This is a genomic window from Mesorhizobium sp. M0615 (assembly GCF_040320805.1).
Lineage (GTDB): Bacteria > Pseudomonadota > Alphaproteobacteria > Rhizobiales > Rhizobiaceae > Mesorhizobium.
This window is the reverse complement of record NZ_JAMYQI010000005.1, coordinates 287,409-310,329: the sequence shown is the minus strand read 5'-3', so window position 1 is coordinate 310,329 and position 22,921 is coordinate 287,409. Positions and strand designations below refer to the sequence as shown.

Sequence of the window (22,921 nt, the reverse complement as noted above, 5' to 3'; positions counted from 1 at the left end):
GGCGGCGTGGCGATGATCCGCGTAGCGCTACTAAGCCTGTTTTGCTGTGCCGGCTTGCAGAATGCTTTTGCGAACGACTGCAAAGTAGCTGGAGTGGATTGCTATTCGGCGGCGCGAGCTGTCGTGGCGAACGACACGGTGAAGAACTGCCCGACGATATTTCGTATCAAGCCGGCGATGCAGATTGAATTGGACCAGATTTTGAACGACTTGCGCGATGCTGGAGAGCTGGCCGATCTCCAGCCTTCCAGCGAGACCATTGAGCAATGCGAGCAGAGAGCAAAAGAATATGTGGCCGGGCCGCAGACGGTCCGCTTCATGGAACTGACGCCGTCAGCCAAGGAAAGGCTTGGAATCTAGCATGACCGAGCACTCCGTCCGCAACTTTAACATCAACTTCGGACCGCAGCACCCTGCGGCGCACGGTGTTTTGCGTCTTGTGCTGGAGCTTGACGGCGAGGTGGTCCACCGCGTCGATCCGCATATCGGCTTGCTGCATCGCGGCACCGAAAAGCTGATTGAGCACAAAACCTATCTGCAGGCAGTGCCCTATCTCGACCGGCTCGATTATTGCGCACCGATGAACCAGGAGCATGCCTTCGCGCTCGCCACCGAGCGGTTGCTCGGCATCGAAGTGCCGAAGCGCGGCCAGTTGATCCGCGTGCTCTATTCCGAGCTCAGCCGCATCATGTCGCACATCCTCAATGTGACGACGCAGGCGCTGGATATCGGCGCGCTGACGCCGCCGCTGTGGGGTTTCGTCGAACGAGAAAAGCTGATGGTGTTTTATGAGCGCGCTTCCGGTTCGCGCATGCACGCGGCCTATTTCCGTCCGGGCGGTGTGCACCAGGATCTGCCGGCGAAGCTGGTCGAGGACATCGGCAAGTGGATCGACCCGTTCCTGAAGTCGCTTGACGACCTCGACAAGCTGCTTACCGGCAACCGCATCTTCAAGCAACGCAATGTCGATATCGGTATCGTGTCGCTTGCCGACGCCTGGGCCTGGGGTTTTTCCGGCGTCATGGTGCGCGGCTCGGGTGCTGCCTGGGATTTGCGCAAGTCGCAGCCCTATGAATGCTATTCCGAGATGGATTTCGACATCCCGATCGGCAAGAACGGCGACTGCTACGACCGTTATCTCGTGCGCATGGAAGAAATGCGCCAGTCGGCCAAGATCATGCGTCAGTGCGTCGACCTTCTGCTCGGCAAGGAGAGCACCGGGCCGGTGTCGAACCTCGACGGCAAGGTGGTGCCGCCCAAGCGCCAGGCGATGAAGCGCTCGATGGAAGCGCTGATCCATCATTTCAAGCTCTATACTGAGGGTTACCGCGTGCCGGCCGGCGAGGTCTATGCCGCGGTCGAGGCGCCGAAGGGCGAGTTCGGCGTCTATCTCGTCTCCGACGGCACCAACAAGCCCTACCGCTGCAAGCTGCGCGCGCCCGGCTTCGCGCATCTGCAAGCCATGGATTTCCTCTGCCGTGGCCACATGCTGGCCGACGTCACTGCCGTCCTGGGTTCCCTCGACATCGTGTTTGGTGAGGTCGATCGCTAAATGTCAGTCCGCCGTCTCGCAGAAGCAAGCGTCCAGCCAGCCACCTTCGCCTTCAACCGGGCGAATGCGGCGGTTGCGAAGCAATGGATCAAGAAATATCCGAAGGGCCGCGAGCAGTCGGCGATCATTCCCTTGCTGATGATTGCGCAGGAGCAGGAAGGCTGGGTCACCAAGGCGGCGATCGAGACGATTTCGGACATGCTCGGCATGCCGCGCATTCGCGGGCTCGAAGTCGCGACCTTCTACACGCAGTACCAGCTCAATCCGGTCGGCACGCGCGCGCATATCCAGGTCTGCGGCACCACGCCCTGCATGCTGCGCGGCTCGGAAGCGCTGATGGATGTGTGCCGCTCGAAAATCCATCACGACCAGTTCCACACCAACGACAAGGGCACGCTGTCGTGGGAGGAGGTCGAATGCCTCGGCGCCTGCGTCAACGCGCCGATGGTGATGGTCTTCAAGGATACGTTCGAGGATCTGACGCCTGAGCGGCTGGCCGAAATCATCGATCTTTATGATGCAGGCAAGGGCGCCTCGGTTCCCACGGGACCGCAAAATGGCAGAACCGGCTCGGAGCCGGCGCCTGGCCTGACGACGCTGAAGAGCGAAAAGGCGATCCTCAAAGCGACGCGCGACAAGGAAGCCAGGGCGGCGAGCAAGGCTGCCCACGCGGCGCCCGACGCGATCATTGCAGCGCCTGTTCCGGCGCCTGCCGCTCCTGCAGCGGCCGCCCCGGTGGCGCCATCCAACGCCGGCAAGCCGAAGACCGATGCGCCGGAAACCAGCTCGGCGTTGAAGTCGCCCTCCAGGGCCAAGGTTGCACCGGCGGCGGAAAAAGCGGCGAGCGTCCCGGCGCCCCTGCATTCGGCCGCCAACGCCAACACCGCGGCGCCTGAAGTCGAGAAGGTCGCCAAGCAGCGTAATGGCCCGAAGACCACCGCCACGCCGGCAACTGCCTTCACTGCGCCGGAATTCAAGGCGCCAGCGGTCAAGGCCGCGGTGGCCCCGGCCGTCAAGGCGCCGGCAGCCAGGCCCGCAAAGCCGTCGCTCGAGGACAAGAACCGTCCGGCCGGAATCGACAGGCCGGCCGCGGTCGACGATCTCAAGCTGATCTCGGGCATCGGCCCGAAGATCGAGGGCATCCTTCATTCGCTTGGCATCTTCACCTTCACACAGGTCGCATCCTGGAATAAGGCCGAGCGCGACTGGGTGGATGGATATCTCGCTTTCCAGGGCCGCATCGAGCGCGAGGACTGGGGCAAGCAGGCCAAGGCGCTCGCCAAGGGCGGCGTCGCCGAATACATCCGCGTCTTCGGCAAGGAGCCACGTTGATGGCTGAAGCGCAAAGCACCGGATCTTTGCTGACGCTGCGCAGCATTGTCATCGGCGTTGTCTGCATCGCTGCTGCCAACATCCTTCTGGAGGGGCTTCGGCGCCTCGTCGAATTGCCGTTTTCGGATACCCTGGAATCGATGGCCGCGACCGGCATGGGCGTGCTGGTGTGGTTCTCGATCGTCTTGCGGGGAAAGAGGTAAGTCATGCTGGCTGACAAAGACCGCATCTTCAACAACATCTACGGCCTGTTCGATAAGTCGCTGGCCGGCGCCATGGCGCGCGGCGCCTGGGACAACACGCCCGGCATCATCGCCAAGGGGCGCGAGTGGATCGTCAACGAGATGAAGGCGTCAGGCCTGCGCGGCCGTGGCGGCGCCGGTTTCCCGACCGGGCTGAAATGGTCGTTCATGCCCAAGCAAAGCGACGGAAGGCCGAGCTATCTCGTTGTCAACGCCGACGAATCCGAGCCCGGCACGTGCAAGGACCGCGATATCCTGCGCAACGATCCGCACACGCTGGTCGAGGGCTCGTTCATCGCCGGCTTCGCCATGGGCGCGGTCGCCGCCTACATCTATGTGCGCGGCGAGTTCATCCGCGAGCGCGAAGCGCTGCAGCGCGCCATCGACGAGGCCTATGAGGCCAGGCTGATCGGCAAGAACAACACGTCCGGATACGATTTCGACATCTACATGCACCACGGCGCCGGCGCCTACATCTGCGGCGAGGAAACAGCGCTGCTCGAAAGCCTCGAAGGCAAGAAGGGCCAGCCCCGGCTGAAGCCGCCATTCCCAGCCAATGTCGGCTTGTACGGTTGTCCGACAACCGTGAACAATGTCGAGTCCATCGCGGTCGCGCCGACCATTTTGCGCCGCGGCGCGGCCTGGTTCTCGTCCTTCGGCCGGCCCAACAATGTCGGCACCAAGCTGTTTTGCATCTCGGGCCACGTCAACAATCCGTGCACCGTCGAAGAGGCGATGTCGATCCCGTTCCGCGAGCTGATCGAAACCCATTGCGGCGGCATTCGCGGCGGCTGGGACAATCTCCTGGCGGTCATTCCGGGCGGCGCTTCGGTGCCGCTGGTGCCGGCCGAGCAGATCATCGATGCGCCGATGGATTTCGATGCGCTGCGCGACCTGAAATCGGGTCTCGGCACGGCGGCTGTCATCGTCATGGACAAGTCGACCGATATCGTGAAGGCGATCGCCAGGCTGTCCTATTTTTACAAGCATGAGAGCTGCGGCCAGTGCACACCGTGCCGCGAAGGCACCGGCTGGATGTGGCGGGTGATGGAGCGGCTGGTGCGCGGCGAGGCGCAGAAGCGCGAGATCGACATGCTGCTCGACGTCACCAAACAGGTGGAGGGTCATACGATCTGCGCGCTGGGCGATGCTGCGGCATGGCCGATCCAGGGCCTGATGCGGCATTTCCGCGGCGAGGTGGAGCGGCGCATCGACGAGTTTTCGCGCAACGCGCACCGGGCCGAACCGGTGATGGTGGCTGCTGAGTAGATTGAAATCGGGCGCAAGCCCCGGACGGAAATATAGGGGCGGGGCTGACGAAGAAACGACCAGGAGATGTCTATGGCGCCCTATTCGAACCCTTTGATGCCCAATTTGGACCAGCTTGAGAAGATGAACCAGGATTTGACAAGGATGATGCCGAAGGAGATGGCCAGCGCCGTCAACCTTCTCGCGCATCCTGTCGCTGGTGCCGCCGCCATGTCGGCGCTGGGCTTCGGCCTTGCCAACCATGCCTTTGGCGTGTGGCTAGGCGCCTTGTCGGGTGCTGCCGAGGCATCGCAGCGGATTTTCCAGCCGATCATCGACGATTTCGAACAGCGCAGCCAAGGGTTCGCCGAGACCGCCCCCGCCACCAAGGCGCGCGCGGCGACCAGAACCCTGATCGCCGAGGCGCAGACTTTTGCCCAGGATCTGACCGATATTGCCGCTCTCACCGTCGATGCCGAGTCGGAGAAGACCGAGGCCGTCGCCGAAGGCGCGACGATCGGATTGATGCCGGAGGATTTCAGACAGCCCAAGGCCGTGGCTCGTCCGGCCAAGCCGTCGGATCTCAAGGCGATCACCGGCGTTGGGCCGAAGCTGGAAAAGGTGCTGAACGGCCTCGGCATCTGGACCTTTGCCCAGATCGCCGCCTGGGCGCCAGAAGAGATCGCCTGGGTCGAGGACTACCTGTCGCTCACCGGCCGAATCGGCCGCGACGAGTGGACCCGCCAGGCCGCGGCGCTGACGCTGGCCGCCAAGGCGAAGAAGTAGGGGTGGCAGGCATGGAGATCCACGACAGGAGCGATGTTCTCGATGTGCGCAATGCCATCGTCAGCAACTCCAGATTTGACGATGTGAACTTGTCGAACACGCAGTTTCACAAATTCGACCTGTCGGCGGCCGTGGTGGACGACGCGAACCTCTCGAACGCGGCGTTTTTCAGCAATGTGAATATGAGCAATTTGAAGATAGAAAACGCTGAAGTCGCCGGCATGATGATCAATGGCATCAGGCTGAGCGATCTGTTTCAGGCATATGAGACGGCGCAGACCGCCAGGGGCAATTGATGGCAAAGCTCAAGGTCGACGGGAAAGAGATCACTGTACCCGACCACTACACGCTGCTGCAGGCGGCCGAGGACGCCGGCGCGGAAGTGCCGCGCTTCTGCTTCCATGAGCGGCTGTCGATCGCCGGCAATTGCCGCATGTGCCTGATCGAGGTGAAGGGCGGGCCGCCGAAGCCGCAGGCCTCCTGCGCCATGAATGTGCGCGACCTCCGTCCGGGACCCAATGGCGAGGCGCCTGAAATCTTCACCAACACGCCGATGGTCAAGAAGGCCCGCGAAGGCGTGATGGAATTCCTGCTGATCAACCATCCGCTGGATTGCCCGATCTGCGACCAGGGCGGCGAATGCGACCTGCAGGACCAGGCGATGGCCTTCGGCGTCGATTCCTCGCGCTATCACGAGAACAAGCGGGCGGTCGAAGACAAGTATATCGGCCCACTGGTCAAGACGGTGATGAACCGCTGCATCCACTGCACGCGCTGCGTTCGCTTCACCACGGAAGTTGCCGGCATTTCCGAGCTTGGCCTGATCGGCCGCGGCGAGGATGCCGAGATCACCACCTATCTCGAAAGCGCCATGACCTCGGAGCTGCAGGGCAATGTCATCGACCTCTGCCCGGTCGGCGCGCTGACCTCCAAGCCTTTCGCCTTCCAGGCGCGGCCGTGGGAGCTGACCAAGACCGAATCCATCGACGTCATGGACGCCGTCGGCTCGGCAATCCGCGTCGACTCAAGAGGCCGCGAGGTGATGCGCATCCTGCCGCGCGTCAATGAAGCGGTGAACGAGGAGTGGATTTCCGACAAGACCCGCTTCATCTGGGACGGATTGCGCACGCAGCGCCTCGACCGCCCCTATGTCCGCAAGGACGGAAAGCTGGCGCCGGCCAGCTGGGCCGAAGCGTTCGTTGCGATCAGGGATGCGGTGTTGAGTGCTGCGCCCGAGGAAATCGGCGCGATTGCGGGCGATCTTGCCGCCGTCGAGGAAATCTACGCACTGAAGCAGCTTATGGCTGCGTTGGGCTCAAGGAACACCGATTGCCGCCAGGACGGCGCCGCACTCGATCCCGCGCTCGGCCGCGCCAGCTACATCTTCAACCCGACCATCGAGGGCATCGAGCAGGCCGACGCGGTGCTGATCATCGGCGCCAATCCGCGCTTCGAGGCCTCGGTGCTCAATGCCCGCATCCGCAAACGCTGGCGGATCGGCAATCTGCCGGTCGGCGTCATCGGCGAGGTCGGCGACACGCGTTACGACTACGAACAGCTCGGCGCCGGTCCGGAGTCCTTGAAAGATCTGGCCGACGGCAATGGCAAGTTCTTCCAGGCGCTGAAGAAGGCGACGCATCCTCTGATCATCGTCGGCCAGGGCGCGCTGTCGCGTGCCGACGGCGCGGCGGTGCTCGGCCAAGCGGCGAAACTCGCCACGGCCGTCAACGCTGCGCGCGCCGACTGGAACGGCTTTGCCGTGCTGCACACTGCGGCCGCGCGCGTCGGCGGTCTCGATGTCGGCTTCGTGCCTGGCAAGGGCGGCAAGAACGTTGCCGGCATGCTGGGTGAGAGCGAGGTTCTGTTCCTGCTCGGCGCCGACGAGATCGACATGTCCAAGACCGGCGGCGCCTTCGTCGTCTATGTCGGAACGCATGGCGACGCCGGTGCGCACCGCGCCAATGTCATCCTGCCGGGAGCCGCCTACACCGAAAAGTCCGGCACCTATGTCAACACCGAGGGACGCGTGCAGCAGACCAACCGCGCCGGCTTCGCGCCGGGCGATGCGCGCGAAGACTGGGCGATCCTGAGGGCATTGTCCGATGTGCTGGGCAAGAAACTACCCTTCGATTCGCTGCAGCAGTTGCGCGCCAAACTCTATGGCGAATACCCGCATCTCGCCCGCATCGATCATGTCGAAGCCGGCAATGCCTATGACGTCGCTAGGGTGGCGAAGCTCGGCGGGCGGCTGAACAAGGGCACTTTCACCTCGCCGGTCACGGATTTCTATCTGACCAACCCGATTGCGCGGGCCTCCGCCGTCATGGCGGAATGCTCGGCGCTGGCGAAAAACGGCTTCAGGCAGGCGGCAGAGTAGACATGGACACCTTCTTCTCCTTCTACGTGCTGCCGACGCTGATCATCCTTTTAAAGTCGGTCGTGCTGATCGTCGTTTTGCTGATCGGGGTTGCCTACCTGCTTTACGCCGACCGCAAGATCTGGGCGGCGGTGCAATTGCGCCGCGGCCCGAACGTCGTCGGCCCGTGGGGCACGCTGCAGGCTTTCGCCGATCTGCTGAAATTCGTCTTCAAGGAACCGGTCATTCCGTCCGGCGCCAACAAGGGCGTGTTCCTGCTGGCGCCGCTGGTGTCGGCCGTGCTGGCAATCTCGGCCTGGGCGGTCATTCCCGTCAATGCCGGCTGGGGGATCGCCAACGTCAATGTCGGCATCCTCTACGTCTTCGCCATCTCCTCGCTCGAGGTCTATGGCGTGATCATGGGCGGCTGGGCGTCCAACTCGAAATACCCGTTCCTCGGCGCGCTGCGCTCGGCGGCGCAGATGGTGTCCTACGAAGTCTCGATCGGCTTCGTCATCGTCACCGTGCTGCTCTGCGTCGGCTCGCTCAACCTGTCGGACATCGTGCTGTCGCAGCAGGATGGGCTGGGCACCAAGCTTGGCCTGCCCAACAGCTTCCTCGACTGGCACTGGCTGGCGCTGTTCCCGATGTTCGTCATTTTCTTCATCTCGGCGCTGGCCGAGACCAACCGCCCGCCCTTCGACCTGGTGGAAGCCGAGTCCGAATTGGTCGCCGGCCACATGGTCGAATACTCCTCGACGCCGTTCCTGTTGTTCTTCCTCGGCGAATATGTCGCCGTGGTGATGATGTGCGCGCTGGCCACCATCCTGTTCCTCGGCGGCTGGCTGCCGCCCTTCGACTTCGCCCCCTTCACCTGGGTGCCCGGCGTGATCTGGTTCGTGCTCAAGATCTGCCTGATGTTCTTCATGTTCTCCATGGTGAAGGCCTTCGTGCCGCGCTACCGATACGACCAGCTGATGCGGCTCGGCTGGAAAGTGTTTTTGCCGATCTCGCTGTTCATGGTCGTTGCCACCGCGGCCTTCCTCAAGATCACGGGGTTTGCGTGATGTCCGCTCTTGGCCAGGCCGCCAAATCGCTGCTGCTGCAGGATTTCGTCAGCGCCTTCTTCCTGTCGATGCGCCAGTTCTTCGCGCCGAAGGAGACGATCAACTATCCGCACGAAAAGGGGCCGACCAGCCCGCGCTTCCGTGGCGAGCACGCGCTGCGCCGCTATCCCAATGGCGAGGAACGCTGCATCGCCTGCAAATTGTGCGAAGCGATCTGTCCGGCGCAGGCGATCACCATCGAGGCCGGCCCGCGCCGCAATGACGGCACGCGCCGCACCGTGCGCTACGACATCGACATGGTGAAGTGCATCTATTGCGGCTTCTGCCAGGAAGCCTGCCCGGTCGACGCCATCGTCGAGGGGCCGAATTTCGAGTTCGCGACGGAGACGCGCGAAGAGCTTTACTACGACAAGGACAGGCTGCTGGCGAATGGCGACCGCTGGGAGCGCGAACTGGCGCGCAACATCTCGCTGGACTCGCCCTACCGCTGACATTTGACGCATGGACGGGGCGAGGGGCCTCGTCTAAGGACAACGCAACTTGCCGGCCGGAGGCGGTCGCAGAAATCAAACAGGACGGATGTCCTGTTTGGACAGGAACCCCGGGGGATCCCCAATGCTGAGTGGACTAGAGGCGGCCTTTTTCTACCTCTTCGCCTTTGTCGCGGTGGCGTCGGCCTTCATGGTCATTTCGTCGCGCAACCCCGTGCATTCCGTGCTGTTCCTGATCCTGACCTTCTTCAACGCCGCCGGCCTGTTCATGCTGACCGGCGCCGAGTTCCTGGCGATGATCCTGCTCGTCGTCTATGTCGGCGCGGTCATGGTGCTGTTCCTGTTCGTCGTCATGATGCTCGATGTCGACTTCGCCGAGATGAAGGAAGGCGCCCTGCAATATGCGCCGATCGGCGCGCTGGTCGGGCTGATCCTGGCGGCCGAGCTGATCGTGGTGCTCGGCGGCTACACCTTCGCGCCGCAACTGGCCTCGACGGTCTCCAAACCCATCCCGGATCTTGCCGCGCGGACAAACACCGCAGCACTCGGCGACATCCTCTATACCGACTACCTCTACTACTTCCAGATTTCGGGCCTCATCCTGCTGGTCGCCATGATCGGCGCCATCGTCCTGACGCTGCGCCACAAGGAAGGGATCAAGCGGCAGTCGATCGCAGCCCAGGTCGGCCGCACGCCGGCGACAGGCATGGAAATCCGCAAGGTCAAGTCGGGCGAGGGGCTCTGACGATGTTCGGTCGTTTGAAGAAAAAATATTGGGGAGAGCAGGTTGCCTCTTGGCGGGTTGATTCGACTGAAAAGGCCTGGGTATTCGTCTGGAATCGCGACGGGAATCTTACGCTGAACATCAAGAGCGAAGATTTCACGTACGTTCAGGGGGCAGGCCGGAATGATGCAACAGTTATCTTCGAGCCTTCTGCCATAGACAGCCTTTTGGACGCCATCGTATCCGCGCGTTCAATGATTCAACAAATGCCGGGAAAGGTTTGATCTGGCCATGGTCGTCGGCATCGCACATTACCTGACCGTATCGGCGATCCTGTTCACGCTCGGCGTGTTCGGCATCTTCCTGAACCGCAGGAACATCATCGTCATCCTGATGTCGATCGAGCTGATCCTTTTGGCGGTCAACATCAATTTCGTTGCCTTCTCGGCGGCATTGGGCGATCTCGTCGGCCAGGTGTTTGCCCTGTTCGTGCTGACGGTCGCGGCCGCCGAAGCGGCCATCGGTCTTGCCATTCTCGTCGTCTTCTTCCGCAACCGCGGCTCGATCGCGGTCGAAGACGTGAACCAGATGAAGGGTTGACGGGGCTAACATGTATCAAGCGATCGTCTTCCTTCCGCTGCTCGGCTTCCTGATCGTCGGTCTGTTCGGCAATTCGCTGGGCGCCAAGGCATCGGAATACATCACCTCGGGCTTCCTGGTGATCTCGGCCGTGCTGTCCTGGGTCGCCTTCTTCTCCGTCGGCTTCGGCGAAGGCGAGGTGTTCACCGTGCCGGTACTGCGCTGGATCCAATCCGGCGGCTTGGACGCGTCCTGGGCGCTCAGGATCGATACGCTGACGGTGGTCATGCTGGTGGTGGTCAACACGGTGTCGGCGCTGGTCCACATCTATTCGATCGGCTACATGCACCACGATCCGAACCGGCCGCGCTTCTTCGCCTATCTGTCGCTGTTCACCTTCGCCATGCTGATGCTGGTGACGGCGGACAATCTGGTGCAGATGTTCTTCGGCTGGGAAGGGGTGGGTCTCGCGTCCTATTTGCTGATCGGCTTCTGGTACAAGAAGCCGTCGGCCAATGCCGCTGCCATCAAGGCCTTCGTCGTCAACCGCGTCGGCGATTTCGGCTTCGCGCTCGGCATTTTCGGCGTCTTCGTTTTGTTCGGCTCGGTCAATCTCGGCACCATCTTCGCCAATGCCGCGACGTTCATTCCGGCTGAAGGCGCGCCGCAAGGGGCCGCCGTGCTGACCTTCCTCGGCTATGCGCTGGACAAGCAGGCGGCCATGACCATCGTCTGCCTGCTGCTGTTCATGGGCGCCATGGGCAAGTCGGCGCAGGTGCCGCTGCACACCTGGCTGCCGGACGCGATGGAAGGCCCGACGCCGGTTTCCGCGCTGATCCATGCCGCCACCATGGTGACGGCCGGCGTGTTCATGCTGGCGCGGCTGTCGCCGCTCTTCGAACTGTCGCATTCGGCGCTCACGGTGGTGACCTTCATCGGCGCCTTCACCGCCTTCTTCGCGGCGACCGTCGGCCTGGTTCAGAACGACATCAAGCGCGTCATCGCCTATTCGACCTGCTCGCAGCTCGGCTACATGTTCGTCGCGCTCGGCGTCGGCGCCTATGGCGCGGCGATCTTCCATTTGTTCACGCATGCCTTCTTCAAGGCGCTGCTGTTCCTGGGCTCCGGCTCGGTCATCCATGCCGTCTCCGACGAGCAGGACATGCGCAAGATGGGTGGCCTGCGGAAGCTCATTCCGAAGACCTACTGGATGATGGTGATCGGCACGCTGGCGCTGACCGGCGTCGGCATTCCGGTGACCGTCATCGGCACCGCCGGCTTCTTCTCCAAGGATGCCATCATCGAGGCTGCCTTTGCCGGCCACAATTCGGTCGCCGGCCTCGCTTTTGTCCTGCTGGTCATCGCCGCCTGCTTCACCTCCTTCTACTCCTGGCGGCTGATCTTCATGACCTTCCACGGCGAGCCGCGGGCGAGCCACGACGTCATGCACCATGTCCATGAATCGCCGCCGGTGATGCTGGTGCCGCTGTTCATCCTGGCCGCGGGCGCGCTGTTTGCCGGCGTTATCTTCCATGGTGCCTTCATCGGCGAAGGCTATACCGAATTCTGGAAGGCCTCGCTGTTCACGCTGCCGGACAACCACATCCTGCACGATATCCACGAATTGCCGCTGTGGGTCGAGCTGGCACCGTTCGTCGCCATGATCATCGGCTTTGCCGTCGCCTGGAAGTTCTACATCCGCTCGCCGGAACTGCCCCGGAGCGTCGCCGCCAACCATCGGCTGCTCTATGCCTTCCTGCTCAACAAATGGTACTTCGACGAGCTCTACGACGTCCTGTTCGTGCGGCCGGCAAAGGCGCTGGGCAGGTTCTTGTGGAAGACCGGCGACGGCACCATCATCGACGGGCTCGGCCCTGACGGCATTTCGGCGCGTGTCGTCGATGTCACCGACCGCGTCGTCAAGCTACAGACCGGCTATCTCTATCACTATGCCTTCGCCATGCTGATCGGCGTGGCCGCACTCGTCACCTGGATGATGCTCTGATGACCGCCTGGCCAATCCTCTCGCTGGTCACCTTCCTGCCGCTTGTAGGTGTGCTGCTGATCCTGTTCATCAGGGATGACAGCCCGAATGCGCGTCGCAACATCCGCGCCATCGCGTTCACGACGACGGCAGCCACCTTCATCATCTCGCTGTTCATCTGGACCGGCTTCGACAATTCGCAGGCCGGCTTCCAGTTCGTCGAGAAATTTGCCTGGCTGGATTCCGGCATCTCCTACCATATGGGGGTCGACGGCATTTCGATGCTGTTCGTCATCCTGACGACGTTCCTGATGCCGCTCTGCATCCTGGCGTCGTGGGAAGCGATCGACAAGCGCGTCAAGGCCTACATGATTGCCTTCCTGCTCTTGGAAACGCTGATGATCGGCGTGTTCTGCGCGCTCGACATCGTGCTGTTCTACGTCTTCTTCGAGGCCGGCCTGATCCCGATGTTCATCATCATCGGCGTCTGGGGCGGCAAGCGCCGCGTCTATGCCTCGTTCAAGTTCTTCCTCTACACGCTGGCCGGCTCGGTGCTGATGCTGCTCGCCATCATGGCGATGTTCTTCCAGGCGGGCACCACCGACATCCCGACGCTGTTGACGCACAACTTCCCGGCCCACATGCAGACATGGCTATTTCTAGCCTTCTTCGCCTCCTTCGCGGTGAAGATGCCGATGTGGCCGGTGCACACCTGGCTGCCCGATGCGCACGTCGAAGCGCCGACGGCGGGCTCGGTGATCCTGGCGGGCATACTGTTGAAAATGGGCGGGTACGGCTTCCTGCGCTTCTCCCTGCCGATGTTCCCGCTGGCGTCGGAAATGTTCGCACCGCTGGTGTTCACGCTGTCGGTCGTCGCCATCATCTACACCTCGCTGGTGGCGCTGATGCAGGAGGACATGAAGAAGCTCATCGCCTATTCCTCCGTCGCCCATATGGGCTTCGTCACCATGGGCATCTTCGCCATGAACCAGGAAGGCGTGCAGGGCGCGATCTTCCAGATGCTGAGCCACGGCCTCGTCTCGGGCGCGCTGTTCCTGTGCGTCGGCGTCATTTACGACCGCATGCACACACGCGAGATCGACGCCTATGGCGGCTTGGTCAACAACATGCCGAAATACGCCACGGTGTTCCTGATCTTCACCATGGCCAATGTCGGCTTGCCGGGCACGTCAGGCTTCGTTGGCGAGTTCCTGACCATGCTCGGCGTGTTCCGGGTCAACACCTGGGTGGCGTTCTTCGCCGCCACCGGCGTCATCCTGTCGGCGGCCTACGCGCTCTGGCTCTACCGCCGGGTGATCTTCGGCGCGCTGACCAAGGAAAGCCTGAAGGGCCTGCTCGATCTGTCGACGCGCGAGAAGGCGATCATCTACCCGCTGGTCGTGCTGGTCATCTTCTTCGGCGTCTATCCCGCTCCCGTCTTCGATGCCACGGCCCAGTCGGTCAAGGCGCTCGTCACCAATGTCACCGCATCCATCGGCGCCGCGCAGACCGCGGCGGCGAACTGACCAGAGGTTTTGCGAACCATGACGCCGGACCTTTATTCCAGCCTTTCGCTCTCGACGCCGGAGCTGATCCTCGCCATCGGCGCGCTGGCGCTGTTGATGGTCGGCGCCTATTCGCGCGCCAACACTGCCATTCTGGTGACTGTCCTTGCCGTCGCCGTGCTGGTGATCGCAGGCCTATGGCTGATCTTTCCCACGGGGCAGGGCGCAGCCTATGGCAACGCCTTCATCCAGGATCCGTTCTCCCGCTTCATGAAGGTGCTGTCGCTGATCGGTTCGGCGGTGACGCTGGTGATGTCGATGCGCTTCGCCAGGCAGGAGCATTTCGACAAGTTCGAATACCCGGTGCTGATCCTGCTCTGCACGCTCGGTATGATGCTGATGATCTCGGCCAACGGCATGATCGGGCTCTATCTCGGCCTCGAGCTGCAGTCGCTGGCGATCTACGTGCTGGCGGCGATCAATCGCGACAATCTGCGTTCGACCGAGGCCGGTTTGAAGTATTTTGTGCTGGGCGCGCTGTCGTCGGGCATGCTGCTTTACGGCATCAGCCTCATTTACGGCTACACCGGCAATGTCGGCTTCCAGGAAATCGCCTCGGCGCTTGGCAGCGGTGAGCGCCAGCTCGGCCTCGTCGTCGGCCTGGTCTTCGTTTTGGCCGGCCTTGCCTTCAAGATTTCGGCGGTGCCGTTCCATATGTGGACGCCCGATGTCTACGAGGGCGCACCGACGCCGGTCACCGCTTTCCTGGCGGCCGCCCCCAAAATGGCGGCGATGGCGCTGATCGTGCGCGTCACCATGGGCGCCTTCAAGCCGATCGCTTCCGACTGGCAGCAGATCATCGTCTTCATCTCGATCGCCTCGATGGCGCTCGGCTCCTTTGCCGCCATCGGCCAGACCAACATCAAGCGGCTGATGGCGTACTCCTCGATCGGCCATATGGGCTACGCGCTGGTCGGCCTTGCCGCCAACAGCCAGGCCGGCGTGCGCGGCGTCGCCATCTACATGCTGATCTATCTCGTCATGACGCTCGGCACCTTCGCCTTCATCCTCGCCATGCGGCGCAAGGAAGGCAATGTCGAGCAGATCAGCGATCTCGCCGGTCTGTCGTCGACCAACCCGATCATGGCGACGATCCTGACCATCCTGATGTTCTCGCTGGCCGGCATCCCGCCGCTCGCCGGCTTCTGGGGGAAATGGTACGTGTTCCTCGCCGCCATCAACGCCAACCTCTATGCGCTGGCGATCATCGGCGTGCTGGCCTCCGTCGTGGGCGCTTTCTACTATCTGCGTATCATCAAGATCATGTGGTTCGACGAACCGGCCGGTGGCTTCGTTCCGATGGCGGTTGAGCTGCGCCTCGTGCTTGGTGTCTCCGGCGCTTTCGTGCTGTTCTATGTGCTGATCGGCGGTCCGATCGCGACCTACGCCGAAGCCGCCGCCAAGACATTTTTCTGACCGGATGGCATTTCGGCTGGCTCCAACCTCTGAGACGGAAGGGTTCCGGCTCGAGGCGCATGACAGTGTGGGTTCCACCAACACGCTGGCGCTGGACCATGCAAGGGCAGGCGGTCCCGGCAAATTGTGGGTCGTTTCCAAGAAGCAGGAAAGCGGCCGTGGCCGCCGCGGCAGGGCCTGGGTATCGCCCGAGGGCAATCTGGCGGCGACATTGCTGGTCATCACCGGCGGTGAGTTGCGTCTGGCGGCGACGCTGGGCTTCGTCGCCGGCCTGTCGCTGGCCGACGCGCTCGACGCCGTGGTGCCGAAGGGCAGGATCGCTATCGGCCTCGACGGCGCCAGCCATGGGCAGAACCGCTTCGAGCTGAAATGGCCGAACGATGTGCTGGCCTCCGGCGCCAAGCTGGCCGGCATCCTGCTGGAATCGGCCATTCTCGATGGCGGCCGTTTCGCGGTGGCGGTGGGCATCGGCGTCAATGTGGTGGCGCATCCGCCGGATTTGCCGTATCCGGCGACATCGCTTCAGGCGCTGGGCGCGACATGCGACGCCGAAACGCTGTTCTTGGCGCTGTCCGATGCCTGGACCGACAATGCCCGGCTGTGGGATGACGGACGCGGGCTCGACGCCATCCGGCGTCGCTGGCTATCGCGCGCGGCGGGGCTTGGCGGCGAGGTTGCTGTCAGGATTGACGGGAATGTGGTGCGCGGTACCTTCGAGACCATTGACGCGGACTGCCGTTTCGTGATCCGCGATGATGAGGGGTCGGTCGTGACGGTAGCCGCCGGCGACGTGCATTTCGGCGCCGTCGCGTCGGCAAAGATTTAGGGGCTGGCCGCAAAGGCCGGGAAGGGAAAATTGATGGCGAAAGCGCAAAACGCCGAACTCGTCTTCGTGCCGCTCGGCGGCGTCGGCGAGATCGGCATGAACTTCGCCCTTTACGGCTATGGGCCGCCTAGCGCGCGCGAGTGGATCGTCGTCGATGTCGGCGTGACTTTTCCCGATGCGGCGCATCCTGGCGTCGACCTGATCCTGCCCGATACGCGCTTCATCGAGGAGAACCTCGCCGGCCTGCGCGGCATCATCATCACCCACGCGCATGAAGACCATTACGGGGCGCTGCTCGACATCTGGCCGAAGCTGAAGGCGCCGGTGTGGATGACACCGTTCAGCGCCGGACTGCTGGACGCCAAGCGGCAGGGCGAGCAGGGCGCGCCGAAGAAAATTCCGGTGACGATCTACCGGGCAGGCGAAACATTCACTGTCGGCCCGTTCTCGATCGAGGCCATTCCGGTGGCGCACTCGATCCCCGAGCCGATGTCGCTGGCGATCACCTCGCCGGCCGGCACCGTCATCCATACCGGCGACTGGAAGATCGATCCGGAACCGACGATCGGTCCGAAAACCGACGAGGCGCGGTTTCGCGCCTATGGTGACAAGGGCGTTCTGGCGCTGGTCTGCGATTCCACCAATGCGCTGCGCGAAGGCGAATCGCCGTCGGAAGTGGCGGTGGGCGAAGGCCTCAGGGGCGTCATCCAGAGCGCTGTCGGCCGTGTCGCCGTCACCACCTTCTCCTCCAATGTCGGACGCATCGTCTCCATCGCCAAGGCGGCGCGCGATGCCGGCCGCCAGTGCCTGGTGCTCGGCCGCTCGCTGAAGCGGGTCATCGATGTCGCCGGCGAACTCGGCTACATGGACGGGCTGCCGGAGTTCATCGCCGAAGAGGATTTCGGCTTCATCCCGCGCGAGAACCTGGTCATCATCTGCACCGGCAGCCAGGGCGAGGCGCTGGCAGCGCTGGCAAAACTGTCGCGCGACGAGATGAAGTCGGTGTCGCTGACGGCCGGCGACACGGTGGTGTTTTCCTCACGCACCATTCCCGGCAACGAGAAGGCGATCCTCGAGATCAAGAACCGCCTCATCGACCTCGGCATCAAGATCATCGAGGATGGCGACGCGCTGGTGCATGTCTCCGGCCATCCCCGCCGCAGCGAATTGCGCAGGATGTATGAATGGGTGCGGCCGCAGATCGGCGTTCCCGTGCACGGCGAAGCCGCGCATCTGGTGGCGCAGGGGTCGCTGATGTCGACGTCGGGCATCGGCCAGGTGGCGCAAGTGCGCGACGGCGACATGCTGCGGCTGGCGCCGGGTCCGGCCACGATCATCGACCAGGTGCCGTTCGGCCGCATCTACAAGGACGGCAGGCTGATCGGCACCGACCAGGCGATGGGCATACGCGACCGGCGCAAGCTATCCTTCGCCGGCCATGTCGCGGTCAATGTCGTGCTCGACGATAAATATGAGCTCGCCGGCGATCCCGATCTGGTCGCCATCGGCGTCGCCGAGGCCGATGCCCGTGGCGAAAACATGGAAGATCTGATGCTCGACGCGGCCGTCGGCGCGGTCGACTCGATCCCACGCCAGCGCCGCAAGGACCTCGATCTGGTGCAGGAAGCGGTGCGCCGCGCCGTGCGCGGCGCCGCCAACGAGGCCTGGGGCAAGAAGCCGCTGGTGACGGTGTTTGTGACGAGGTGAGGGAATAGGCAGTAGGCGGTAGGCAGTGGAGAAAAATGCGGATGTATCACTACTGCCTGCTGCCTATTCCCTACTCCCTTAACTTGTGGAGCACTTCATGCTGGGACGCCTGAACCATGTAGCACTTGCCGTACCGGACCTGGCCGCGGCGATTGCGGCCTATCGCGATACACTTGGCGCGCGGGTGACTGCGCCGCAGGCTTTGCCCGAGCATGGCGTGACGGTGGTGTTCGTCGATGTCGGCAACACCAAGATCGAACTCCTGGAGCCGCTGGGCGAACGGTCGCCGATCGCGGCCTTTCTGGCGAAGAACCCCTCGGGTGGCATGCATCATGTCTGCTACGAGGTCGACGACATCCTTGTCGCGCGCGATCACCTCAAAGCGAGCGGCGCCCGCGTGCTGGGCGACGGCAATCCCAAAACCGGCGCCCACGGCAAGCCGGTGCTGTTCCTGCACCCCAAGGATTTCTTCGGCACGCTGGTCGAACTGGAGCAGGCATGAGCTGGATTTCGTTTGCCGCCCTGTTCTTCATCACCTGGTGGCTGATGCTGTTCATCGTGCTGCCGTTCAGCGTCAAGACGCAGGATGACGACCATGACGTGACGCTGGGCACGGTTGCGAGCGCGCCGCGCGGACCGCATATGCTGCGTGCCGTGATCCGCACCACCATCGTCACGGCTGTCGTCATGGGGGTTTTCTACAGCCTGACGCACGGGCTGGGCTACAGCCTCGACGAAGTCCCGCACATCATCCCCGAAGCCAGCCAGGCACCTGCAAACTAACCACTTTCCCGCCGGCAGATCGGGTGGGGTGTTCGTGCCTGTTTTCGGAGCGCCAAACTCAGGTTTTGTCTCGCCAGCTTGCGATGCGCAATCGGCGGCCAGGCATGGCCACCCGCATTAGAATCACGCCTTGGTGTCAGGCTGACGCAAGCTCACGTGATTTGGGAACAGGTTGATCAACCAGATGATCGGGCAAAAAAAATGCAAGGCACAAGGCCTTGCAATTTAAACGCGTTCCGATCTGTTTTCCGGTTTCCGGCGGCAGCGGGTAACCGCGCCTAGATCGCATCCTCCCAAGACTTTGACCGCGTAGGAGAGCAGATTTTTCTCCACCCTCTCGGTTATCGGGGCACACTAGCCTAACCCTGATGAAATTGTCACGCAGAATTTTGCCCGCAATCGGGCAATCTGTGCTGCAGTGCACAATAGTGCGGCAGGCTTTGCTTGCGAAACGAACAACACCGGGGCTGCCGCCTTAATCTGGTCAGGTGTGCCGCGTCGCCCGGACGCGCAAAGCGTGTGTGAGCACTTCGGAGTCAGGGTCATCATTTTGCATCAAAAGCATTATCGTTTTCGGTGCGAAGGTCTTTGGAAGAAGAATCGATTTTTGCGATTTCGGACCGATGCGGCCGGCGGGTTTCCATTCCGTCACGAAATAGCTATGAAGCCGGGGCAAGCAAGCCAGCCGCGCCGATTCCGGCGCAGCCTCCTCTCTCACGGACCTGTCCATGCGTTTGTCGCAGTTTTTCCTGCCCATCCTGAAAGAAAATCCGCGCGAGGCCGAGATCGTCTCGCACCGGCTGATGCTGCGTGCCGGCATGATCCGCCAGCAGGGGCAGGGCAGCTTTTCCTGGCTGCCGCTAGGCAAGCTGGTGCTCGACAAGGTCTGCCGCATCATCCGCGAGGAGCAGAACCGCGCCGGCGCTCTGGAAATCCTGATGCCGACCATCCAGTCGGCCGATCTGTGGCGCGAAAGCGGCCGCTATGACGATTACGGCAAGGAGATGTTGCGCATCAAGGACCGGCAGGACCGCGACATGCTCTATGGTCCGACCAATGAGGAAGTGGTCACCGAGATCGTGCGCGCCTACGTCAAGTCCTACAAGGACTTGCCGCTAAACCTCTACCACATCCAGTGGAAGTTCCGCGACGAGGTGCGGCCGCGCTTCGGCGTCATGCGCTCGCGCGAATTCCTGATGAAGGATGCCTATTCCTTCGACCTCGATTTCGAGGGCGCGAAGGCCGCCTATAACCGCATGTTCGTATCCTATCTCCGAACGTTCACGCGCATGGGGCTGCAGGCCATTCCGATGCGGGCCGACACCGGGCCGATCGGCGGCGATCTCAGCCATGAATTCATCATCCTGGCCGACACCGGCGAGAGCCAGGTCTATTGCGACCGCGAATATCTGTCGCTGCAGGTGCCCGGCGAGAAAACCGACTTCGGCAATGACGGCGAGATCGCCGACATCGTCAAGACGTGGACGATGCCTTACGCCGCCACCGACGAGATGCATGACGAGGCGGCCTGGGACAAGCTTGGCGAGGCCGACCGGGTCTCGGCGCGCGGCATCGAGGTCGGCCACATCTTTCATTTCGGCGACAAATATTCCAAGCCCATGGGCGCCAAGGTGACCGGGCCCGACGGCAAGGATCATTTCGTTTCCGGCGGCTCCTACGGTATCGGTCCGTCGCGGCTGGTCGCAGCGATCATCGAGGCCAGCCATGACGATAACGGCATCATCTGGCCGGAAGCGGTGACGCCGTTCGACATCGGCCTGATCAACATGAAGGCCGGCGACGCCGAGTGCGACCGCGTCTGCGGCGAGCTCTACGCCGCCTTCACCAGCGCCGGCAAGGATGTGCTTTACGATGACACCGACCAGCGGCCGGGCGGCAAGTTCGCCACCGCAGACCTGATCGGCCTGCCCTGGCAGGTGATCGTCGGGCCGCGCGGCGTGGCCGCCGGCGAGATCGAGATCAAGAACCGCCGGACCGGCGAGCGCGAGACGCTGCCGGTCGCGGAGGCCAGGAAACGCTTCGGTGCAACCGTATGAGCGAAGCCGCGGCAGCGAAGTCTTCGGTAGCCCAGTCTCCGGTTGGCAAGTCTCCGGTCGCCAAGTCTCCGGTCACCAAGTCTCCGGTCGCCGGCCCGTTCTCCATGTTCGAACGCATGGTCGCCTGGCGTTATTTGCGGTCGCGCCGCAAGGAGACGGTGATCTCGGTCATCGCCTCGATCTCCTTCCTCGGCGTCATGCTGGGCGTCGCCACGCTGATCGTCGTCATGGCTGTCATGAACGGGTTTCGAGCCGAACTTCTGACCCGCATCCTCGGCGTCAACGGCCATCTGATCGTGCAGCCGCTGGATTCGCCGCTTGAGGACTATGCGCAGGTCGCCGCCCGCATCAACGGCGTGGCCGGCGTCAAATACGCGATACCGCTGATCGACGGCCAGGTGCTGGCGCAAGGCAATGTCGGCGGCGGCATGGGCGCGCTGGTGCGCGGTATCAGGGCCGAAGACCTCGGCAAGATCGCCATCGTCGCCCAAAACGTCAAGCAAGGCACGCTTGACGGCTTCGACTCCGGCGAGGGCGTCGCTATCGGCAAGCGCATGGCGGAGAATCTCGGCCTTGTGCTCGGCGACACCATCACGCTGATCTCGCCGGACGGCGATGTGACGCCCATGGGCACGACGCCGCGGCTGAAGGGCTACAAGGTGGCGGCGATCTTCGAGGTCGGCATGTCGGAGTATGACAGCTCCATCGTCTACATGCCGTTTTCCGAAGCGCAGCTCTATTTCAACATGGACGGCAGGGCGCAGACGATCGAGATCTATGTCGACAATCCCGATAATGTCGACGCGCTGAAACCGCTGGTCGATGCGGCGGCGCAACGGCCGATCGACATGGTCGACTGGCGCCAGCGCAACGAGACGTTCTTTTCAGCACTGCAGGTCGAGCGCAACGTCATGTTCATGATCCTGACGCTGATCGTGCTGGTGGCGGCGCTCAACATCATCTCCGGCCTGATCATGCTGGTGAAGGACAAGGGCCACGATATCGCCATCCTGCGCACAATGGGCGCCTCGCGCGGCGCCATCCTGCGCATCTTCCTGATGACGGGTGCTGCGATCGGCGTCACCGGCACGCTGGCCGGCGTGCTGCTCGGGGTGCTCATCTGCACCAACATCGAATCGATCCGCCAGTTCTTCTCCTGGATGACCGGCAAGGTGCTGTTCAACCCGGAGCTCTATTTCCTCAGCCAGCTGCCGGCAAAGATGGACCCGCGCGAGACCACCTATGTCATCCTGATGGCGCTCGGCCTGTCCTTCCTAGCAACGGTGTTTCCGGCATGGCGCGCCGCACGGCTCGATCCGGTCGAGGCCTTGAGATACGAATGAAGTCCGAGATCATTATCGAGCTGAAGAGCGTCGAGCGGCACTATGTCCAGGGGCCGCGCAAGCTCACCATTTTGAACGGCGCCGACTTTTCGCTGAAGCGCGGCGAGATGGTGGCGCTGGTGGCGCCGTCGGGCACCGGCAAGTCGACGCTGCTGCACACGGCGGGCCTGCTCGAGCGCCCCGACGCCGGTGACGTCATTCTGGCCGGCCGCGCCTGCGGACGGCTCTCCGACGACGAACGCACGGCGATCCGCCGCAACGATGTCGGCTTCGTCTATCAGTTCCATCATCTGCTGCCGGAGTTTTCGGCACTGGAAAACATCATGATGCCGCAGCTGATCAAAGGGCTTTCGCGCAAGGAGGCGTCGGAGCGCGCAGCACAGCTGCTCGACTATATGCAGATCGGCAAGCGCGCGTCGCACCGGCCGTCGGAACTGTCCGGCGGCGAGCAGCAGCGCGTCGCCATTGCCCGCGCGGTCGCCAATGCGCCATTGCTGCTGCTCGCCGACGAGCCGACCGGCAATCTCGACCCGGTCACCGCCTCCTATGTCTTCGAGGCGCTTGGCGCGCTGGTCAAGCAGTCCGGCCTTGCCGCGCTGATCGCGACCCACAATCACGAACTCGCCTCGCGCATGGACCGCCGGGTGACGTTGGCGGATGGCAAGGTCGTTCCGTTGTAGGCCCCAACTTCGTCATCCTAGGGTCTGCGCCGCGTCGCTGCGCTCCTTGCTCCGCCCTAGGATCACGAAGTGATTGGTGCGTGTCCCGATCGCAAAGGCATGCGATGCGCCCTGCGTCAGCACTGCCGTCACCCCGTCAACCTTTCCTTAACCCTGCCCAAACCGGCTGTCAGGATTCGTCGG

At 62.9% G+C, this 22,921-nt stretch carries 23 protein-coding genes; all 23 read left to right on the top strand.

Translation table 11 applies throughout. From position 1 onward, the window contains the following. Window positions 1-6: 6 nt before the first annotated feature. The 23 genes from NKI46_RS11035 (at window position 7) to NKI46_RS10925 (ending at window position 22,738) form a co-directional block, all read left to right on the top strand. Window positions 7-360: a hypothetical protein gene (locus NKI46_RS11035; protein WP_352746163.1), complete on the top strand. Its 354-nt coding sequence runs from the start codon at window positions 7-9 to the stop codon at window positions 358-360. Window position 361: 1 nt separating this feature from the next. Then, window positions 362-1,552, top strand: a complete 1,191-nt coding sequence (locus tag NKI46_RS11030; RefSeq protein ID WP_352746160.1) for an NADH-quinone oxidoreductase subunit D — start codon at window positions 362-364, stop codon at window positions 1,550-1,552. Further along, entirely contained in the window at window positions 1,553-2,884 is a 1,332-nt protein-coding gene (locus tag NKI46_RS11025) for an NADH-quinone oxidoreductase subunit E (protein ID WP_352746157.1), read from the top strand. After that, window positions 2,884-3,087, top strand: a complete 204-nt coding sequence (locus NKI46_RS11020) for a hypothetical protein (protein ID WP_023690953.1) — start codon at window positions 2,884-2,886, stop codon at window positions 3,085-3,087. The genes NKI46_RS11025 and NKI46_RS11020 overlap by 1 nt, the downstream gene beginning before the upstream one ends. A gap of 3 nt (window positions 3,088-3,090) precedes the next feature. Then, complete coding sequence (nuoF, locus tag NKI46_RS11015) at window positions 3,091-4,395, top strand: NADH-quinone oxidoreductase subunit NuoF (RefSeq protein ID WP_023670819.1); 1,305 nt, start codon at window positions 3,091-3,093, stop codon at window positions 4,393-4,395. A gap of 72 nt (window positions 4,396-4,467) precedes the next feature. Further along, on the top strand, window positions 4,468-5,160 hold the full coding sequence (locus NKI46_RS11010; RefSeq protein WP_352460285.1) for a helix-hairpin-helix domain-containing protein: 693 nt from the start codon (window positions 4,468-4,470) through the stop codon (window positions 5,158-5,160). An 11-nt stretch (window positions 5,161-5,171) separates the two neighbouring features. Then, window positions 5,172-5,456: a pentapeptide repeat-containing protein gene (locus tag NKI46_RS11005; protein WP_352460286.1), complete on the top strand. Its 285-nt coding sequence runs from the start codon at window positions 5,172-5,174 to the stop codon at window positions 5,454-5,456. Then, window positions 5,456-7,537: an NADH-quinone oxidoreductase subunit NuoG gene (nuoG, locus tag NKI46_RS11000; protein ID WP_352746153.1), complete on the top strand. Its 2,082-nt coding sequence runs from the start codon at window positions 5,456-5,458 to the stop codon at window positions 7,535-7,537. The genes NKI46_RS11005 and nuoG overlap by 1 nt, the downstream gene beginning before the upstream one ends. A 2-nt stretch (window positions 7,538-7,539) precedes the next feature. Then, on the top strand, window positions 7,540-8,583 hold the full coding sequence (nuoH, locus tag NKI46_RS10995; RefSeq protein ID WP_023685202.1) for an NADH-quinone oxidoreductase subunit NuoH: 1,044 nt from the start codon (window positions 7,540-7,542) through the stop codon (window positions 8,581-8,583). Next, on the top strand, window positions 8,583-9,074 hold the full coding sequence (gene nuoI, locus NKI46_RS10990) for an NADH-quinone oxidoreductase subunit NuoI (protein ID WP_023690956.1): 492 nt from the start codon (window positions 8,583-8,585) through the stop codon (window positions 9,072-9,074). The genes nuoH and nuoI overlap by 1 nt, the downstream gene beginning before the upstream one ends. A 124-nt stretch (window positions 9,075-9,198) precedes the next feature. After that, entirely contained in the window at window positions 9,199-9,819 is a 621-nt protein-coding gene (locus NKI46_RS10985) for an NADH-quinone oxidoreductase subunit J (RefSeq protein ID WP_023670812.1), read from the top strand. A gap of 2 nt (window positions 9,820-9,821) precedes the next feature. Further along, a complete protein-coding gene (locus NKI46_RS10980; RefSeq protein ID WP_023670811.1) occupies window positions 9,822-10,082 on the top strand; it encodes a hypothetical protein in 261 nt (86 codons plus the stop codon). 7 nt (window positions 10,083-10,089) lie between these two features. Further along, window positions 10,090-10,398, top strand: coding sequence for an NADH-quinone oxidoreductase subunit NuoK (gene nuoK / locus NKI46_RS10975; RefSeq protein WP_023670810.1), 309 nt, complete (start codon window positions 10,090-10,092; stop codon window positions 10,396-10,398). A gap of 10 nt (window positions 10,399-10,408) precedes the next feature. Further along, entirely contained in the window at window positions 10,409-12,382 is a 1,974-nt protein-coding gene (gene nuoL / locus NKI46_RS10970; protein WP_023746862.1) for an NADH-quinone oxidoreductase subunit L, read from the top strand. After that, window positions 12,382-13,887, top strand: coding sequence for an NADH-quinone oxidoreductase subunit M (locus tag NKI46_RS10965; RefSeq protein WP_023670808.1), 1,506 nt, complete (start codon window positions 12,382-12,384; stop codon window positions 13,885-13,887). Before nuoL ends, NKI46_RS10965 begins: the two co-directional genes overlap by 1 nt. Window positions 13,888-13,905: 18 nt before the next feature. Further along, window positions 13,906-15,342 carry an NADH-quinone oxidoreductase subunit NuoN gene (gene nuoN, locus NKI46_RS10960; RefSeq protein ID WP_023706136.1) on the top strand — a complete coding sequence of 479 codons (1,437 nt, stop codon included), beginning with the start codon at window positions 13,906-13,908 and terminating at the stop codon, window positions 15,340-15,342. A gap of 4 nt (window positions 15,343-15,346) precedes the next feature. Continuing rightward, window positions 15,347-16,168 carry a biotin--[acetyl-CoA-carboxylase] ligase gene (locus NKI46_RS10955; RefSeq protein ID WP_352746148.1) on the top strand — a complete coding sequence of 274 codons (822 nt, stop codon included), beginning with the start codon at window positions 15,347-15,349 and terminating at the stop codon, window positions 16,166-16,168. A gap of 33 nt (window positions 16,169-16,201) precedes the next feature. Continuing rightward, a complete protein-coding gene (locus NKI46_RS10950; RefSeq protein WP_023690300.1) occupies window positions 16,202-17,875 on the top strand; it encodes a ribonuclease J in 1,674 nt (557 codons plus the stop codon). Window positions 17,876-17,972: 97 nt separating this feature from the next. After that, a complete protein-coding gene (gene mce, locus NKI46_RS10945; RefSeq protein ID WP_023739140.1) occupies window positions 17,973-18,377 on the top strand; it encodes a methylmalonyl-CoA epimerase in 405 nt (134 codons plus the stop codon). After that, window positions 18,374-18,658 (top strand): DUF1467 family protein, encoded by a 285-nt coding sequence (locus NKI46_RS10940; RefSeq protein ID WP_023823104.1) that lies wholly within the window; start codon window positions 18,374-18,376, stop codon window positions 18,656-18,658. The genes mce and NKI46_RS10940 overlap by 4 nt, the downstream gene beginning before the upstream one ends. A 728-nt stretch (window positions 18,659-19,386) precedes the next feature. After that, window positions 19,387-20,715: a proline--tRNA ligase gene (gene proS, locus NKI46_RS10935; RefSeq protein WP_023714314.1), complete on the top strand. Its 1,329-nt coding sequence runs from the start codon at window positions 19,387-19,389 to the stop codon at window positions 20,713-20,715. A 104-nt stretch (window positions 20,716-20,819) separates the two neighbouring features. After that, window positions 20,820-22,058 (top strand): lipoprotein-releasing ABC transporter permease subunit, encoded by a 1,239-nt coding sequence (locus NKI46_RS10930; RefSeq protein WP_031197678.1) that lies wholly within the window; start codon window positions 20,820-20,822, stop codon window positions 22,056-22,058. Further along, a complete protein-coding gene (locus NKI46_RS10925; protein ID WP_023685211.1) occupies window positions 22,055-22,738 on the top strand; it encodes an ABC transporter ATP-binding protein in 684 nt (227 codons plus the stop codon). Before NKI46_RS10930 ends, NKI46_RS10925 begins: the two co-directional genes overlap by 4 nt. Window positions 22,739-22,921 lie beyond the last annotated feature (183 nt).